The organism is Streptomyces sp. NPDC088745 (assembly GCF_044751045.1).
In the GTDB taxonomy this organism is placed as follows: domain Bacteria; phylum Actinomycetota; class Actinomycetes; order Streptomycetales; family Streptomycetaceae; genus Streptomyces; species Streptomyces cremeus.
This window is the reverse complement of sequence record NZ_JBIVLB010000012.1, coordinates 13,129-28,865: the sequence shown is the minus strand read 5'-3', so window position 1 is coordinate 28,865 and position 15,737 is coordinate 13,129. Positions and strand designations below refer to the sequence as shown.

13 protein-coding genes are annotated in these 15,737 nt (G+C 73.1%); 8 read left to right on the top strand and 5 right to left on the bottom strand.

Annotation, left to right across the window (positions count from 1 at the left end; genetic code table 11):
* Positions 1 to 71 precede the first annotated feature (71 nt).
* From ACIP93_RS27085 to cydC, 4 genes are all read left to right on the top strand, one after another.
* On the top strand, positions 72 to 1,364 hold the full coding sequence (locus tag ACIP93_RS27085) for a cytochrome ubiquinol oxidase subunit I (RefSeq protein ID WP_401762475.1): 1,293 nt from the start codon (positions 72 to 74) through the stop codon (positions 1,362 to 1,364).
* Between the two features lie 65 nt (positions 1,365 to 1,429).
* On the top strand, positions 1,430 to 2,446 hold the full coding sequence (gene cydB / locus ACIP93_RS27080) for a cytochrome d ubiquinol oxidase subunit II (RefSeq protein WP_401762472.1): 1,017 nt from the start codon (positions 1,430 to 1,432) through the stop codon (positions 2,444 to 2,446).
* Between the two features lie 28 nt (positions 2,447 to 2,474).
* On the top strand, positions 2,475 to 4,175 hold the full coding sequence (gene cydD / locus ACIP93_RS27075) for a thiol reductant ABC exporter subunit CydD (protein WP_401762469.1): 1,701 nt from the start codon (positions 2,475 to 2,477) through the stop codon (positions 4,173 to 4,175).
* Positions 4,176 to 4,375: 200 nt separating this feature from the next.
* A complete protein-coding gene (gene cydC, locus ACIP93_RS27070; protein WP_401762466.1) occupies positions 4,376 to 6,067 on the top strand; it encodes a thiol reductant ABC exporter subunit CydC in 1,692 nt (563 codons plus the stop codon).
* Positions 6,068 to 6,291: 224 nt separating this feature from the next.
* On the opposite strand, the gene ACIP93_RS27065 is transcribed toward cydC, so the two are convergent.
* Together ACIP93_RS27065 and ACIP93_RS27060 are read right to left on the bottom strand one after the other, a co-directional pair.
* A complete protein-coding gene (locus ACIP93_RS27065) occupies positions 6,292 to 6,858 on the bottom strand; it encodes a YceI family protein (protein WP_401762463.1) in 567 nt (188 codons plus the stop codon).
* A 90-nt stretch (positions 6,859 to 6,948) separates the two neighbouring features.
* Positions 6,949 to 7,419, bottom strand: coding sequence for a carboxymuconolactone decarboxylase family protein (locus ACIP93_RS27060; RefSeq protein WP_345219419.1), 471 nt, complete (start codon positions 7,417 to 7,419; stop codon positions 6,949 to 6,951).
* A 325-nt stretch (positions 7,420 to 7,744) separates the two neighbouring features.
* Between ACIP93_RS27060 and sigJ the strand changes: the two genes are divergently transcribed.
* Positions 7,745 to 8,665, top strand: coding sequence for an RNA polymerase sigma factor SigJ (sigJ, locus tag ACIP93_RS27055; protein ID WP_345219420.1), 921 nt, complete (start codon positions 7,745 to 7,747; stop codon positions 8,663 to 8,665).
* 167 nt (positions 8,666 to 8,832) lie between these two features.
* Here sigJ and ACIP93_RS27050 read toward each other — a convergent pair whose 3' ends face one another.
* Positions 8,833 to 10,131: a DUF418 domain-containing protein gene (locus ACIP93_RS27050; protein ID WP_401762459.1), complete on the bottom strand. Its 1,299-nt coding sequence runs from the start codon at positions 10,129 to 10,131 to the stop codon at positions 8,833 to 8,835.
* 239 nt (positions 10,132 to 10,370) lie between these two features.
* On the opposite strand from ACIP93_RS27050, the gene ACIP93_RS27045 reads away from it, so the two are divergent.
* Both ACIP93_RS27045 and ACIP93_RS27040 read left to right on the top strand, forming a co-directional pair.
* The gene (locus tag ACIP93_RS27045; protein WP_401762456.1) at positions 10,371 to 11,627 is read left to right on the top strand and encodes an MFS transporter; all 1,257 of its coding nucleotides are present in this window, start codon (positions 10,371 to 10,373) and stop codon (positions 11,625 to 11,627) included.
* 275 nt (positions 11,628 to 11,902) lie between these two features.
* Positions 11,903 to 12,562 carry a TetR/AcrR family transcriptional regulator gene (locus ACIP93_RS27040; protein ID WP_401762454.1) on the top strand — a complete coding sequence of 220 codons (660 nt, stop codon included), beginning with the start codon at positions 11,903 to 11,905 and terminating at the stop codon, positions 12,560 to 12,562.
* Between the two features lie 46 nt (positions 12,563 to 12,608).
* On the opposite strand, the gene ACIP93_RS27035 is transcribed toward ACIP93_RS27040, so the two are convergent.
* Both ACIP93_RS27035 and ACIP93_RS27030 read right to left on the bottom strand, forming a co-directional pair.
* A complete protein-coding gene (locus tag ACIP93_RS27035) occupies positions 12,609 to 13,142 on the bottom strand; it encodes a GNAT family N-acetyltransferase (protein WP_401762452.1) in 534 nt (177 codons plus the stop codon).
* 151 nt (positions 13,143 to 13,293) lie between these two features.
* The gene (locus ACIP93_RS27030; RefSeq protein ID WP_401762968.1) at positions 13,294 to 14,181 is read right to left on the bottom strand and encodes a glycosyltransferase family 2 protein; all 888 of its coding nucleotides are present in this window, start codon (positions 14,179 to 14,181) and stop codon (positions 13,294 to 13,296) included.
* Positions 14,182 to 14,812: 631 nt separating this feature from the next.
* On the opposite strand from ACIP93_RS27030, the gene ACIP93_RS27025 reads away from it, so the two are divergent.
* Positions 14,813 to 15,514, top strand: coding sequence for a bleomycin resistance protein (locus ACIP93_RS27025; protein WP_401762450.1), 702 nt, complete (start codon positions 14,813 to 14,815; stop codon positions 15,512 to 15,514).
* The last annotated feature ends 223 nt before the right edge of the window (positions 15,515 to 15,737 follow it).

Below are 15,737 nucleotides of genomic sequence, written 5' to 3'. Positions count from 1 at the left end.
CGGTGCGGAGCACGCGCGCCGCCCCGCCCCCTCCAGGGCACCACCCCACCCCCCTCCAGGAAGGCCGCCCCATGAGCGCTGCGGACCTGGCCCGACTCCAGTTCGCGGCCACGACCGGCATCCACTGGCTGTTCGTGATCCTCACCATGGGGCTGGTCCCCCTGGTCGCGATCATGCACACCCGTGCCGCCCTGAGCCGTGACCCCGCCACTCGGGCGACGTGGGAGCGCATGACCCGCTTCTGGGGTCAGCTGTACGTCGTCAACTACGCGGTCGGCATCGCCACCGGCCTCGTCATGGAGTTCCAGTTCGGGCTGAGCTGGAGCGGGTTGAGCAAATTCGCCGGGAACGTCTTCGGCGCCCCGCTCGCACTGGAGACCCTCATCGCGTTCTTCGCCGAATCCACCTTCCTGGGAATGTGGATCTTCGGCTGGGGGCGGCTGCGGAGGGGGGTCCACGTCGCACTGATCTGGCTCGTGGCCCTCACCGCGTACGCCTCCGCGTACTGGATCATGGTCGCCAACGGCTTCCTGCAACACCCCGTCGGTCATGAACTGCGCGACGGCGTGGCCTACTTGACCGATTTCGGAGCCCTGCTCACCAACGACAGCGCCCTGATCGCCCTCCAGCACGTGGCCCTCGCCGCCCTCACCACCGGCGGCGTCTTCGTCGCGGGGGTCAGCGCCTGGCACTTCCTGCGGCACACCGGGGAAGCGCGTTTGTTCCGGGCGTCGTTGCGGCTGGGGCTGTGGGTGTCGACGATCGCCTCCTTCTTCGTGGTGGTCGTCGGCGAACAGCAGCGGCCCGTCATCGCGGCCACCCAGCCGATGAAGGAGGCCGTGATCCGGGGCAGCGGGGTCGCCGAACTCCAGGAACGGCTGGCCGCCGAGCACGGGCCCGGGAACTACGTGCCCTGGGAGGAGACCGTCCGATTCTCCATGGACGCCATGACGCTCATCGGCAACACCGTGTCCACGATCACGCTGATCGCGCTCGTGCTGGTGTGGAAGGACCGGGTGGTGCGGTGGCGGCCCGTCGCGTGGGTGCTCGTGGCGATGATCCCCTTCCCCTTCCTCGCCTCGGTCGGGGGCTGGGTCGTACGGGAAGTGGGACGCCAACCCTGGCTCGTCTACGGCGAGTTGACCGTCGAGGAAGCGCTCTCGAACGTCAGCAGGAGTTCCCTGCTCGTGTCCTGCGCCGCCTTCGTCACGCTCTTCCTCGCCCTCGCCACAACGAACTGGACGCTCATCACCCGCTTCGCCCGCAAGGGGCCGGGCGCCACCCAGCTCGGCGTCACCGAGCCGTTGCCGCCGCCCGGGGGCGGACCGGAGCCCGAGGAACGGCAGCCCGTCGCGACGTACTGACGACCGACACGTGAACCCCCTCTCCCCCTCTCAGTCAACCTCTCAGTCAACGGATGGTGAGCCCGATGAGTCTGGAAGTCCTCTGGCTGGCCCTGCTCGGCCTGCTCCTCGGCGGGTACTTCGTACTCGGCGGGTACGACCTCGGCGTACAGATGCTGCACCCCTTCCTGCGCTCCCCGGGCGCGAAGGGGCCCGGCCGGAACGCGGGGCTCGACGCCATGGCCCCCTTCTTCCTCGGCAACGAGGTCTGGCTCGTCGCCTTCACCGGAGTCCTCTTCGGCGCCTTCCCGCACCTGGAGGGCGCCCTCCTGTCCGGCCTGTACCCCCTGATCGTGGCCGTCCTGCTCGGCCTGGTCACCGGCAACGCCGCCGTCCAACTGCGCGGCCGGGCGCGCACCGCCCGGGGGCGTGCCCGCTGGGACGCGCTGATCTTCACCGGCGGCGCGCTGCCCGCCGTGTGCTGGGGACTCGTGGTGGGGCTGCTGTTGCGCGGGGTGCCGCGCCGGGCGGACGGCAGCTTCCACATCGGGTTCGGGGAGGTGTTCTCGCCGTTCGTGCTGGCGTGCGGGGTGACCACGGCACTGCTCCTGGCGGCACACGGAGCGGCCTTCGTGGCGCTCCGGTCGGCCCCGGAAGCCGCCGCCGCGGCACGGCGGTCGGGGGAGGGGCTCACCCGGTGGGCCGGGGCGTTCGCGGGGCTCGCGCTGCTGCTCACGCTCTTCGGGGCGGGGGCGTCGATGACCAATCCCGTGCCCTCCGCCGTGATCGCCTGCCTGTACGCGGCCGCCATCGGGGCCGCCCGGTGGGCCCTGGTGCGCGGACACCGGGTCCGGGCCTTCGCCGCCACGAGCGCCGCGGCGCTGCTGCCCGTACCGCTCATCGGGGCGGGCCACTATCCGTACCTCCTCATCAGCTCGGCCGGAAAGGGGCTGACGATCAGTCACGCCGTAACGGACGCGGCCACCTTGAAGCTCCTGACCGCGTTCGGGGTCGTACTGATTCCGGTGATCCTCGCCTATCAGGTGTGGAGCTGGCGGACCTTCCGCGGGCGCACCGGGGTGCGGCACCCGAGCTACTTCTGACCCGAGCTACTTCTGAGGGGAGGGCGGGATGAGGACAGTTGAACAGCGGCTGCTGCGGGAAGTGCCGTCGCTGCGGCGGCACGTGCTGTGCTCGACCGGGCTCGCGCTGGTCGGCGGCGGACTGACCGTCGCCCAGGCCGCCTTGCTGGCGGGGCTCCTCGCCGACGGCTTCGGCGGGCAGGGGACCGACCTGCGCGCACCGGCCCTGGCGGCGGCGGTCATGGCCGCGCGGGCGCTGGTGACGTGGGTACGGGGAGTGCTCGCCCAGCGCGCCGCCGCCGACGCCAAGCGCGCCCTGCGGGACCTGGTCACGGGCAGCCTGCGGCGGACGAACCCGCTGCGCCTCGCGGCTGGCCGGCACGGGGAGAGCGCCACGCTGCTCACCCGGGGCCTCGACGCCCTCGACCCGTACGTCGTCGGCCACCTCCCGGCGAAGGCGGCGGCCTCGGTGGTGCCGGTGGTGGTGCTCGGATGGCTGGCGTGGACCGACTGGGCGTCGGCGCTCGTCGTACTGGTCACGCTGCCGCTGATCCCGGTCTTCGGGGCGCTGGTCGGCATGCACACCGCCCGACGCACGGCGAGGCAGTGGCAGTTGCTGGCCCGGCTGGGCGGCCACTTCCTGGACGTGGTGGCCGGGCTGCCCACGCTGCGGGCGTTCGGGCGGGAGCGGCACCAGGCGGCGGTGGTGCGGGAGATGGCGCAGGCGCACCGCAGGGCGACCCTGCGGACGCTGCGGGTGGCGTTCCTGTCGTCGCTGGTCCTGGAGACGGTCGCGACGCTGTCGGTGGCACTGGTGGCGGTGCCGGTGGGGCTGCGGCTGCTCGGCGGGGAGGTGGAGCTGTACGTGGCGCTGACGGTGCTGTTCCTGGCACCGGAGGCGTACGCGCCGCTGCGGGCGCTGGGGTCCGCGTTCCACGACGGGGCGGAGGGGGTGGAGGTGGCGGAGAAGGTCTTCGCCGTGCTGGACGCGGAGGGGCCGGGCGGGAGGGCGCCGAGGCCGGAGGGGCGGCTTCCAGTGCCGGGCGGAGACCGGGTTCCGCTGAGTCTGGAGGGGGTGACGGTGCGGTACCCGGGGCGGTCCGGGCCCGCCGTGGCGGGGGTGTCGCTGACGGTGCGGGCCGGGGAGCACGTGGCCCTGGTCGGGCCGAGCGGAGCGGGGAAGTCGACACTGCTGGCGCTGCTGCTGGGGTTCGTCGAGCCCGGGGAGGGCCGGGTCGCGGTGGGCGGCGTCGACCTCAAGGACCTCGACGCGGAGGCGTGGCGGGAGCGGGTGGCGTGGGTTCCGCAACGGCCGCACCTGTTCGCGGGGACGGTCGCGGAGAACATCCGCCTGGGACGGCCCGGGGCGAGCGGGGCGGAGGTACGGGCGGCGGCGCGGGCGGCACGGGCCGAGGGGTTCGTGGCGGAACTTCCGGACGGGTACGACACGGTGCTCGGAGAGGGCGGGGCGGGGCTCTCGGCGGGCCAGCGGCAGCGGATCGCGCTGGCCCGGGCCTTCCTGAAGGACGCGCCGGTGGTCCTGCTGGACGAGCCGACGGCGCACTTGGACGTGCGGAGCGAGGGGGAGGTGGTGCGGGCGATGCGGGAGTTGATGCGGGGGCGGACGGTGCTGGTCGTGGCACACCGGGCGGGGGTGCTGCCGCATGTGGACCGGGTGGTGGGGGTGGCTCCGCCGGTCGGGGGTGCTTTGGTGCGGCGGGCTGGGGCGGGGGTGGGGGAGGCGGGGTGAACAGGTGCGGGCGCGAGGGGTGCGGGCGGGCGTGAAGGGGTGCGGGCGGAGTGCCCCACCCGTGCCCCCGTCCCCGCTGCCCGTACGTGGGCTGTCCCTCGCCCTGCCGCCCGTACCGGCCCCGTCCGCTCCCCGGCACTCCGTACACGAGCCCCCGGCACCCGTACACACGCCCCCTCTTCCCGGAAAGGCCCCCTGGCATGACGTCCCCGCCCTACCCCACCCTCCAGCTCCTTCGGTACCTCGCCCCCCACTGGCGGCGGCTCCTGGTCGCCGCTCTGGCCGCCGGGGGCAGTGAGCTGGCCGCCGTGGCGCTGATGGGGGTGGCCGCCTGGCTCATCACCCGGGCCGCCGAACAGCCTCCGCCGGCCTCCGTCGCGCTCGCCGTCGTCGTCGTGCGGGCGCTCGCGCTGGGGCGGGGCGTGCTGCGGTACGCCGATCGGCTGCTCGGGCACGACGGGGTGCTGCGGGCCGTCGCAGATTTCCGGGCCCGGGTGTACGAGGCGCTGGTGCCGCTCGCTCCCGCGGGGATCCCCGCCTTCCGGAGCGGGGACCTGCTGACCCGCCTCGTGGATGACGTCGACGCCGCCCAGGACCTCGTCCTCCGCGTTCTGGTGCCCGTCGCCGCCGCCGGCGCGGTCGCGGCCGCGACGACCGGGACCGCCGTCGTGCTGCTGCCGGGGGCGGGGCTGCTGCTCGGGGGGACGCTCGCGCTGGCGGGCCTCCTGGTACCCGTGCTGGTACTCGTGTCGTCGCGGACTGCCGGACGTACCGAGAAGGAAGCACGCGCCCAACTCGCGGTGCTGGCAGTCGACTTGACGCGAGGGGCTGCCGATCTCGCCGCGTACGGGGCGCTGGGGCGTGCCGAGGAGCGCGCCCGGCGGGCCTCCGCGCGGATCGCCGCGCTCGAACGCCGCAAGGCCCTCACCACCACGCTCGCCGCCGCCCTCGTGCACCTGCTGCAAGCGGGTGCGACCGTCGGCGTCACCTGGCTCGCGCTGCGGGCGCACGCCGCCGGGGAGCTGGCCGCCGTCCACCTCACGGTGCTGGCGGTACTCGCCCTGGTGTCCTTCGAAGTGCTCACGCCACTTCCGGCAGCCGCACGCCGACTCGGTGAAGTACGTTCCTCCGCACGGAGGTTGATGCAAGTTCTGCACGCGCCGCCGCCCGTCGTCGAGCCGGCCGCGCCGGCCGTGCTCCCCGGCTCCGGGCCGCTCGGCGTGGAGATCGCCGACCTGCGCGTACGCCACCGCCCCGGCGGGCCCCCGGCCCTCGACGGGGTGAGCCTGCGGTTGCCGCCCGGCGAACGGGTCGTCCTGCTGGGGGAGAGCGGGTCGGGCAAGTCCACCCTGATCGCCGCGCTGATGCGCTTCGTGCCGTACGCATCCGGGAGCATCCGCGTCGCGGGGCGCGAGCTGCGCGAGTGCGCGGGCGCGGACGTACGGCGGGCGATCACCGGTGTGACGCAGGACGCCCATGTGTTCCGCGGGACGATCCGGGCCAACCTGCTCCTGGCGCGCCCCGATGCCACGCAGGCGGACCTGCGCGAGGCCGCCCGCCGGGCGCGGCTGCTGGACTGGGTCGAGTCGCTGCCGCGGAGGTGGGAGACCGGCGTCGGCGGCGACGGGGCGGAGCTGTCCGGCGGTCAGCGCCAACGCCTCCTGCTGGCACGGGCGTTGCTCGCCGACCCGCCCGTCCTCGTACTCGACGAACCGACCGAGGGCCTCGACCCGGAGACGGCCGCCGCCGTTCTGGCGGACATTCTCGACGCCACGCGCGGTCGTACGACCCTCCTCGTCACCCACGACAGGGAGGGCCTGGCCGCGGCCGACGCCATCGTGACGCTGGAGCGGGGCCGGGTGGTCGCGCCCCGGGGGCCAGGGGAGCAGTGAGGGAAGAGGTGGGGCGTGCGGCCGTCGGACGGACAGGTGCCGGGTGCGCAGGTCAGGGACCGGGCGAGGCGGTACGGGGCGGCCCGGCCGGGCCGGGGCGGCCGGGGCTTCGACGCCCCCGGCGGCCACGCGGATCGCACCGGCAGCCCGCCGAACTTGAGAGACGGGGCCGGCCCGGCCGCACGGTCAAGCTGCCGAAACCCGCCTGCCGGCCGCGCCGCCGGTCAGGAGAGCCGGATCAGGGTGACGTCGAACTCCAGCCGCACCTTCGAGGCGACCAGGACCGACGTCACGGAGTTCCAGTTCACCTCCCAGTCGTTGCGGTCGACCGTGACGCCGCCCCTCAGGCAGACCCGGAAGTCCCCCTGCGCGTCCTGCGGCCCGCCGGTCAACTCGATTCCGGCGTCCACGAGTTCGGCGTCCAGCACGGTCCGGCGGGTCACGCCGCGGATGCCCAGGTCGCCGGAGACCTTGTAGTGCGTGGCGTCGACGCGGCGCACCCCGGTCGAGGTGAAGTCGAGGGTCGGGTGGTTCCCGGCGTCCAGGAACGAGGTGCGCACCAGCTCGTCGCGCTGGGCGTTGCCGGTCGTGAGGCTCTCGGCCAGGATCGTCAGCCGGGCGCTCGACCGCTCCGGGTCCTCACCGTTCAGGGTCGCGCCGCCCTCGTACTCCGCGAAGTGGCCGCGTACGCGGGTGGACATGGTGTGCCGGGCGACGAAGCCGATCCGGGTGCGGGCGGGGTCGATGACGTAACCGCCGGTGAGCGCGCCGAGCTGGGCGATGGTGGACATGGGGATGACAACTCCTGCTGGGAGGCTGGTGGTCGGGGTCGAGGGCGGGGCCTGTCCCGGGGGCGGGCCCTGCGCCCGCCCCCGGGGGTGTCAGGCGTACTGGCCCGGCCGGTAGTCGCCCGCCGGGGTCTGCGTGATGACGTTCACCCGGTTCAGGGCGTTGAGCACGGCGATGGCCGCCACCAGGGCGCACAGCTCGTCCTCGGTGTAGTGCTTGGCGGCGTTCGCCCACACGTCGTCCGGCACGCCGCCGGCCGCGTCCGCGACCCGGGTGCCCTGCTCCGCCAGCTCCAGCGCGGCGCGCTCCGCCTCGGTGAACACCGGGGCCTCGCGCCACACCGCGACCAGGTTGAGGCGCAGCGCGGTCTCCCCGGCGTGCGCGGCGTCCTTGGTGTGCATGTCGACGCAGAAGGCGCAGCCGTTGATCTGGCTGACGCGCAGTGCCACCAGCTCACGCGTGGTGGCCGGGAACTTGTCCATGATCGACATGCCCGCGGAGGCGAGGTGCTTGATGGCCTTGGCGCCGATGGGGTTGGCCTTGATGTCGATACGGGATTCCATGGTGAACTCCTCGGGATAAGGGGGCCGTTGCACCGCCGTGGTGCACGCGTGAGGCCCGGGACGCCCTGCGTTCCGTCCTGCTCCTACGACGAGGCAGCCCGGTGGAATGTGAGGCGGGGGGCCGGAGGAGAACCGGGTGCCACGAGGGCCTCACATTTCGGCGGGCCGTTTCGTCGTACCGGAGGGGCCCTCTGTGCCGGCACGGCGCGTGGACTCCGACGTTCCGTCGCCCGCACGCGTTGTCCACATCCGATGTCCGCACCCGTAGCCCGCATCCATGACCCGTAGCCCGCACCCGTTGTACGCACCGAGGGAGCAGCACCCCATGCACACGTCGCCCCAGACCCCTGACGAGACGCTCGACGCGGTCATCAGCGAGCGCCGCCAGCTCATCAACCTCGCCTACCGCCTGCTGGGATCGCTGGCCGACGCCGAGGACGTGGTGCAGGAGGCGTACACCCGCTGGTACGCGATGACGCCCGCCCGGCGGGAGGCCATCACCGCCCCCGGCGGCTGGCTCACCACGGTCACGAGCCGCATCTGCCTCGACCTCCTGGGTTCCGCGCGGGTACGACGCGAGAGCTACGTCGGTGAATGGCTCCCGGAGCCGCTGCCGGACCACGCGGAGTGGGCCGGTGGCGCGGGGAGCGGCCGGACGGTCGACCCGGCCGACCGGGTCACCCTGGACGAGTCGGTGAACATGGCGCTGCTCGTGGTGCTCGACGCCATGACCCCCGCCGAGCGCGTCGCGTTCGTCCTGCACGACGTGTTCCGCTACTCCTTCAACGAGGTCGCCGAGATCGTCGGCCGCTCCCCGGCCGCCTGCCGCCAGCTCGCCTCCTCCGCCCGCCGCCGGGTCGACGCGTCGCGGGCGCAGGCCGCCCCGGCCGCGCGGCAGGCGGTTCTGGTGCGGCAGTTCAAGCAGGCCTGGGAGGAAAAGGACATCGCCACCCTGATCAACCTGCTCGACCCGAACGCGATGGGCCTCGCCGACGGCGGCGGCGTGGTCAACGCCGCACCGCCCACCGGCGGCAGCGAGCGGATCGCCCGCTACCTGGTCTCCATGCTCGACCTCGTACCGGACCTGACGCTCCTGGAGCGCACGGTGAACGGTCGGCCGGGGCTGGTGGTCCAGCACGACGGCGTCACCTCGACGGTCATCGCCTTCGACGTCGCGGACGACCGCATCACCCGTTTCTGGGCCATGCGCAACCCGCAGAAGCTCCGCCCGTGGACGGCGGGCTGAGCCGGGCCCCGCTCGGCATCGGCTGCCTCTGGCCGACCGCGCTCGCCGTGCGCGTGCTGCACTCATGAAGGAGCGAGCGCGGGGCGGCGCGCCGACGGCTGCGTGGCACTGCCACCGACCCCGGACGCGTATCTGCTGGAGTCCCTACCCGGAGGCGTGCCTGCGTCTCATGGTGCGGGCGGCGGGCCGGGCCGCACGGTCGTCTCCGTAGCGGTGCCGGCCGAGGGCGTCGTAGTCCGGCCCGGCGCCGTAGCCGTCGTCGTCGTACGGGTCAGGGCCCGCAGCCCCGACTCCAGTGGCCCGTAGCGCAGCGCGGTGCCGGCGAAGCAGCGCTGCCAGGCCCAGCAGCCCGCCACCGACACCGCGCTGAACCACAGCAGCGGGCCCCACCCCCGCGCGCCGCTCGCGAAGGTCGCGAGCGCGAGGGCGTGGAGGGTGTAGACCGACAGTGCCATGGTGCCCAGCACGGCGAAAGGATTCAGCAGGGCGGTCGTCCGACGGCTGCGGCACGCCAGCAGGCACAGCCCGATCAGGGCCGCCCCGACGCCCGCGTTGCCCAGGGTCTCGAACGGGGTCTGGCTGTACGGCCCGGAGAGCAGCAGCCAGTGCCAGTCGCTCGACGGAATCGCCCCGTACTGGCTGCCGAGGACGGACCGCACCGGGTCGGCCCGGTCCGTCGCCCACGCGTGGTGGCGGGCGACGGCCGCGAGGAGCGCCCGCCGGCCGCCGCCGTGTTCCACCGCGAGCCAGGACGTTCCGTATCCGACGACCGCGGTCGACGCCCCCCAGAGCACCAGCCGGACGGCCGACCGGCGCAGGTGCACGTCCACGAGCCTGCCGAGCGCCAGGCCCACGACGACGTACGGGAAGTAGGTGAGGAACGGGTACGCGCCGCTGATCAGCAGCTTGTCGAGGAAGTCCAGGACGCCGGAGCCGCTGGTCAGGTCCTGGGGCCGGGGGATGCCGCCGCGCCCGGCGGCGAAGTGGCCGGTGAACGGGCCGAGGACGTACGAGAGGAGCGGGCCCGCCACGACGCCGCCTGCCGCGAGGGCTGCCAGCGGGGCGGTGCGCAGCCGGGTGAACGGCTCCGCGGCCAGGAAGTAGACCGCGTAGAAGGTGAGGATGACGAAGACGCCCCGGCCCGGGGCGGTCAGGGCCAGGCCCAGCGCGGCCAGCACCGCGCAGCGCAGCGCGACGGCTCTGAAGCCGCCCGCGGCGGGGCGGGGTCGGCGGCCGCCGTGCGCCAGGGCCAGCGAGAAGCCCGCGATCAGGGTGAAGACGGCGGGTGCCCGGCCGTCCGCAGCGATCATGAGGTAACCCGCCCCCGAGGGCTCCGCGTAGGGGCCGACGTGCGCCGCGAACATGGCGAGCACCGCGAGGGCGCGTGCCACGTCCACGCCGGGAAGGCGCGGGGCCGGGACGGGTCTGGTGGCCGGGAGGACGGTGGCGGTCGCCGTCTGTGTCATCTGGGGCTCATGGCTTCTCGTCGGTCGTGAGCCACCGGGACCGGCGGCGTTATTACCTTACTGATCCGCTTTTGGTGGCCCCGGGCCCTGGGGGGCAACTCCGTGCCCGGGGGCCGTCGTTGCGGCTTCCGGATCCGGCGTGTCGCCGGGGCGTGATAGAAAGTGGGTCAATCGTTCAAGTTGTTTCGGTGAGGAGAGGGTCCGCGTCTTCCTCCCGGAACCGGAACAGGGGGTCGCACATGGCCAATCCGTACGCCGAACTCTTCTCCGCGCGCGGGACCAAGGCGTTCTCCGCCGCGGGACTGCTCGCCCGGCTGCCGCTGCCCATCACCCACATGGGCATCCTGACGATGCTCTCCGAACTCCGCGGCGCGTACGCGCTCGCGGGCGCCGTCGCGGGAACGTTCACCCTGTCCATGGCCCTGATCGCCCCGCAGACCTCCCGCCTCGTCGACCGGCTCGGCCAGGGGCGCGTGCTGCTGCCCGCGACCGGGATCAGCGTGGCGGCACTGGGCGGACTGGTGCTCTGCGCGACGTACGACGCCCCCGTCTGGAGCCTGTTCGTGCTGGCGTTCCTCGCCGGGTTCATGCCCAGCATGGGGGCGATGGTGCGGGCCCGCTGGACGGAGATCTACCGGGGGACGCCGCGGCTGAACGTCGCCTACTCCCTCGAAGCGGTCGTCGACGAACTCACGTACATCGTCGGGCCCGCCTTCGCGGTGATGCTCGGCACGAGCCTGTTTCCCGAGGCGGGGCCGGTGGTGGCGCTGGTGCTCCTGCTGGTCGGGGTGCTCCTGTTCGTACCGCAGAAGGCGACGGAACCCGCCGTCCGGCCGCGGTCGGCCGACGGCGCCGAGCGGCGGTCCGTGCTGCGGTCGCCGACGGTGGTGATCCTGGCGCTGATCCTGCTGTTCGGCGGGGCGATCGTCGGGACCGTCGACACGATGGCGCTCGCCTTCGCCCAGGCGAACGGCCAGAAGGGGTCCGCGGGCATCGTCTTCACCCTGTACGCCGTCGGATCGGCCCTCTCCGGACTGACCTTCGGGGCGCGGCAGTGGAAAGCGCCGCTGCCGCGCATGATGCTCGTCGGCGTCATCGGCATGGCGGTCACCACGGTGCCGTTCCTGTTCGTGAACAGCGTGGGGGCGCTGGCGGTGACGGTGTTCTTCGCGGGCGTGTTCTTCGCGCCGACCGCGGTGATGATGATGGGCATCGTCGAGCAGGTGACCCCGGCGGCCCGCCTCACCGAGGGCATGACCTGGATGATCGCGGGGCTGAACATCGGGATCGCGCTCGGCGCGGCGTTGTCCGGGCAGGTCGTGGACGCGTACGGAATCGGGGCGGGCTTCGCGGTGGCGCTCGGCTTCGGCGCACTGGCACTGCTGCTCGCGCTGGGCGGCGTCCGTCGGGTGACGACGGAACTGCGCCGGGCGGGGGAGCGGGGAGCGGCGCTGGAGGCTTCGGCCGGGGTGCGGCAGCCCGCGGAGTGCCGCTGACCTCCGGGAAGGGCCGGCCGCGGGCCGGGTAGGGTCGCGGTGACCCGTCCCGGACAGGAGCCGACCGTACCGTGAGCGAGCCGAAGGCAGTACGTGTGTCGCAGGAGGCGACCACGTCGACGACGGTGACTGAGCCGTCGGGCGTGGCCGGGTCGACGTCGTCCGGAGCGATGGCACCGTCCGGAGCGAGTGCGTGTGCCGGGGCGGAGACGCCGGGCGGGTCGGGCGCGTCGTCCCGCGCGAGCGCACCGACCGGAGCAGGTGCGTCGTCTCCGGTGGGCGCACCGTCCGGAGCGGGCGCACCGACGGGAGCGAGCGCGCTGTCCCGAGCGGGCGCATCGGCCGGCGCGGGTGCGCCGTCCGGAGCGGGCAAGTCGGTCGCCGAGGGCGTGCCCATCACCGACGGACGCCGGCTCAAGGGAGAACGCCGACGCCGCGCGCTGATCGAGGCGACCCTGCGTGTCGTCGAACGCGACGGCGCCTCCGGGGTCACCCACCGCACCGTCGCCCGCGAGGCCGGACTGCCGTCCACCGCGAGCACCTACTACTTCGAGTCCATCGACGCCCTGCTCAACGAGGCCCTGGCCACCAGCACGAACGAGGACGCCGACCGGATCGTCGCCCTCGCCGAAGGCCCCGACGACAACCGGCACCGGGCGCTGGCCGCCCTGATGGCCGAGTGCGTCGCGGACCGCGGCCGCCTGCACGCCGAGTTCGAGCTCTGCCTGCGCGCCGCCCGCCGTCCCGAACTGCGCGGCCCCAACCGCCGCTGGGCCGAGGCCCTGCGCACCTTCGCCCGCCGGCTCACCGACGACCCCCTGCGGGTCGACCTCTTCGCGCACGCCTACGACGGCCTGCTGCTCCAGGGGCTGCTCGCGGACGAGCCGCCGACGGCGGACGCGTACGAGAAGATGCTCCGCCAACTGCTGCCCTAGGCCCGGGTGCTGCCCCGGGCCCGGGTCCACGTCGCTCCGACTTTCGTCACCCCTCCCGCACGTGCAGATGCCCCTTGCCGGGGCGGGAGGGCGGCAGCGGCGGAAGGACGGCTTCCAGGGCGTACCCGCACTTCAGGGCCACCCGGCAGGAGCCTTCGTTGCCGACGGCGTGCAGCAGCTCGAGCCGCGTCACCGGAAGGGGGCATTCCGGTCCGAGTGCCCACCGGGACAGCACGTCCAGGGCGCGGGGGGCGATGCCACGCCCCCTGGCGCTGCCCGCCGTCCAGTAGCCGACCTCGGCCGAGCCCGCGGCCTTCGCCCGCTTGACGGTGATGTGCCCGACCGTGCACCCCTCCTCCACCATGGCGAAGCTGAACCGGGCGCCTGCCGCGCGCCCTTCGGTCTGCTCCCCGATCCAGCGAAGAGCCTGCGCCTCGTCGGCCAGGTGGTGTGCCAGCCAGCGGGTCAGGAGGGGGTCCCGATGTGCCGCGACGAGGCCCGGCGCGTCCTCGTCCCGCCACGGGCGAAGCGTCAGCGCGGGCGCGGACGGTGTCGGCGCGACGGACAGGTTCGTGGACACGGGGCTCCTCGGGCGGCGGCGGATGATCACCCAATCTACGCGGTGGCACCAGGCGGGTTCGGTGACACCCGGGGCGCGCAGCCGGGCCTTCTCGCTGTCATGTCGTCACCGAGCAGGGGCGAACCCGGGACCGCCTCCCGCGCATGTCGGTTCAAATGATCGGCGGGCGTCCCAGACGGGTCATGCGGGCCGCCGTGCGCCACCGCATCGGGGCGCGTTCGCCGCACGGGGTGCGGATGCCTTCCAGGAAGCCGGCGCTCCAGGCCCGTAGCCCGGAGAGGGAGCGGATACGGGCCAGGGTGAGCGTGATCCAGACGGCCACATAGACGGGGATCAAGGGAAGGGGGAGTCTGCGGCGGGCGATCCAGACGCGGTTGCGGGCGGTGAAGCGGTAGTGGACGGCGTGCCGGGCGGGGGAGGTCTTTGGGTGTTGGAGCACCAGCCCGGGTTCGTAGAGGATCTTCCAGCCCTGGTCGAGCGCCCGCCACGCGAGGTCGGACTCCTCGTGCCCGAAGCGGAATTCGCCCGCCCAGAGCCCGGTCTGCCGCAGCATCGGCACGGAGAGGGAATGGCCGCCGCCCAGGAAGCTCGTGACCAGGCCGCGCCGCATGGGGTCGGCAGCGCGCAGGCGCGGCACGTGCCGGCGCTGGGTCTCGCCGTGCCCGTCCGCGATCCGGAACGAGACGATGCCCAGCGTCGGATCGGACGCGTGGAGCCGCTGCACGGTGGCGAACACGTCGTCGGCGACCAGAAGTCCGTCGTCGTCCAGCTCGACGACGACGTCCACCTCCCCGGAGTCGAGCAGCACGCGCAGCCCTGCGTTGCGTGCGCCGGGACAACCGGGGTTCTCCGCGAGGGGAATCTTCGTGATGTCGTACGGAACGTCCGTCAGCGGCGTCGCGCTGCCGACCAGCACGGTACGCACCGCCGGCACCGACTGCCGCTCGACCGAGGCCAGCAGGGAGGCCAGCTCCCGGGGACGGTTGCCCATCGTGACGACGACGACCCCGATGCGAGGTGGGGGTGAGGGCTGCGGCATGGCCATGGGTGCTCTCCAGCGGTCGGTGAAGCTGGTGATGGTAGTGCGGTACGAGGCCGGGCGCGCCATAAGAACTGGTGCCGGGGCGGCGGTCAGTTCGCGCGATTCCGTCACGACGAGGGACAACCGGACAGGGGCCGCGCTCGGGTCGGCTGTGGTCGCCGCTCCCTGACCCGACCGCCACCGGTTCGGTGGTGTGCCGGTGAGGACGTCGCACACGGGTGTGCCGGTCATGTGGTGCATGCTCCGGACGAGTCATTCCCAAGTATTCAGTGGCCGCACAGGATGAACGACCGCATGGTCGATGCGACGGTCCTGTGGTTGTGCCGGATCGCTGCGGCCATGGCGATTACGCGCCGGGTCACGCGGACGGCGACACTGCCGAAAGTCCGGCCGCCGTGCAGTTCCAGGCTGGGTCAGCCCTTGAGAGTGCCGCAGACCCGGTAACCGGCCGAAGTCCGCGAGGCCGGTCGCACCACCCCGATGCCGGACCAGTGGCGGATGAGTTTCCACGGTGGGAGAGCCAACCGCCCACCGACGTGTGATCGATGTGCGGCCTTCGCGGGCCCCTCAGCAGCGCATCACTGATTTACCCCTCAGCCCTCTCTTCGCTGTGACTAGATTGGCCAGCATGAGCGAGAAGACGATTCCGATCCTGCCGTGTCGGACCATCCAACCCGTTCTCGACTTCTACACGACCCTTGGGTTCGAGGTGACCTTCCAGCAGAAGAGTCCCAATGTGTACGCAGCCGTCGCGCTCGGCGGCATACAGCTCCACTTCTTCGGGATGAAGGACTACGAGCCGACCGAGTCGTTCAGTACCTGCATCGTCCAGACCGATGACATCGACGGACTGCACGAGACCTTTCGGGCCCGGCTGAAGGCGGCGCACGGGCGAGTACCGGTCCGTGGGCTGCCGCGGATCGGGTCGCTGAAGGACACGTCACACGGCGTGCGGCAGTTCCTCATGACCGATCCGGGCGGCAACTGCATCCGTTTCGGGCAGCAGATGAGCGACGACCAGCATCACCGCCCCGTGCCCAGGGAGACCTTCGACCGGGCGGTGCACCAGGCTTCCCTCCTCGCCGACTCCAGGGAGGACCTGACGGGCGCCGCGAAGATCATCGACCGGGCGCTGCGCCCACGGGACGAGCGGCCCACGCCCGTGCAACTGCTGCGTCTTCTGGTGCTGCGTGCTGACGTCGCCACCCGTCTCGGCGACGAGGAGGCCGCGGCGTCCGCGCTTGCCGCGGCCAAGGCAGTCCATCTCACCGCGGAGGAACAGGAGTCCGTGCACGACGACCTCGCGCGCCTCACGCAGTTGCTGTCCTGAGGGTCGGGAAAGTGCTGGTCGCGGCCGCTCGTCGAGGACTGCGACCAGCAGGGGCGCCGCGTGGCGGACGGCGAGTTCGTCGTATCGCGTCGTGCGGTTCGGTCGCGCCTGGGACGATCGGTCCCGCACTCGGCGGCTTGCCGCTCGCGGCAGTCGGTCTTGCCTTGTCGGCCCGCACCCGGCCGGGTCTCTCGCGGGGCCGTCCGTGCCCCGACCGGGACGC

Excerpts from the sequence above, each read along its gene's own strand:
- ACIP93_RS27045 (WP_401762456.1), top strand. The coding sequence starts at position 10,371 with ATGGCCAATCCGTACGCCGAACTCTTCTCCGCGCGCGGGACCAAGGCG.
- ACIP93_RS27065 (WP_401762463.1), bottom strand. The coding sequence starts at position 6,858 with ATGTCCACCATCGCCCAGCTCGGCGCGCTCACCGGCGGTTACGTCATC.
- ACIP93_RS27085 (WP_401762475.1), top strand. The coding sequence starts at position 72 with ATGAGCGCTGCGGACCTGGCCCGACTCCAGTTCGCGGCCACGACCGGC.
- ACIP93_RS27030 (WP_401762968.1), bottom strand. The coding sequence starts at position 14,181 with ATGCCGCAGCCCTCACCCCCACCTCGCATCGGGGTCGTCGTCGTCACG.
- cydD (WP_401762469.1), top strand. The coding sequence starts at position 2,475 with ATGAGGACAGTTGAACAGCGGCTGCTGCGGGAAGTGCCGTCGCTGCGG.
- ACIP93_RS27060 (WP_345219419.1), bottom strand. The coding sequence starts at position 7,419 with ATGGAATCCCGTATCGACATCAAGGCCAACCCCATCGGCGCCAAGGCC.
- cydB (WP_401762472.1), top strand. The coding sequence starts at position 1,430 with ATGAGTCTGGAAGTCCTCTGGCTGGCCCTGCTCGGCCTGCTCCTCGGC.
- cydC (WP_401762466.1), top strand. The coding sequence starts at position 4,376 with ATGACGTCCCCGCCCTACCCCACCCTCCAGCTCCTTCGGTACCTCGCC.
- sigJ (WP_345219420.1), top strand. The coding sequence starts at position 7,745 with ATGCACACGTCGCCCCAGACCCCTGACGAGACGCTCGACGCGGTCATC.
- ACIP93_RS27050 (WP_401762459.1), bottom strand. The coding sequence starts at position 10,131 with ATGACACAGACGGCGACCGCCACCGTCCTCCCGGCCACCAGACCCGTC.
- ACIP93_RS27025 (WP_401762450.1), top strand. The coding sequence starts at position 14,813 with ATGAGCGAGAAGACGATTCCGATCCTGCCGTGTCGGACCATCCAACCC.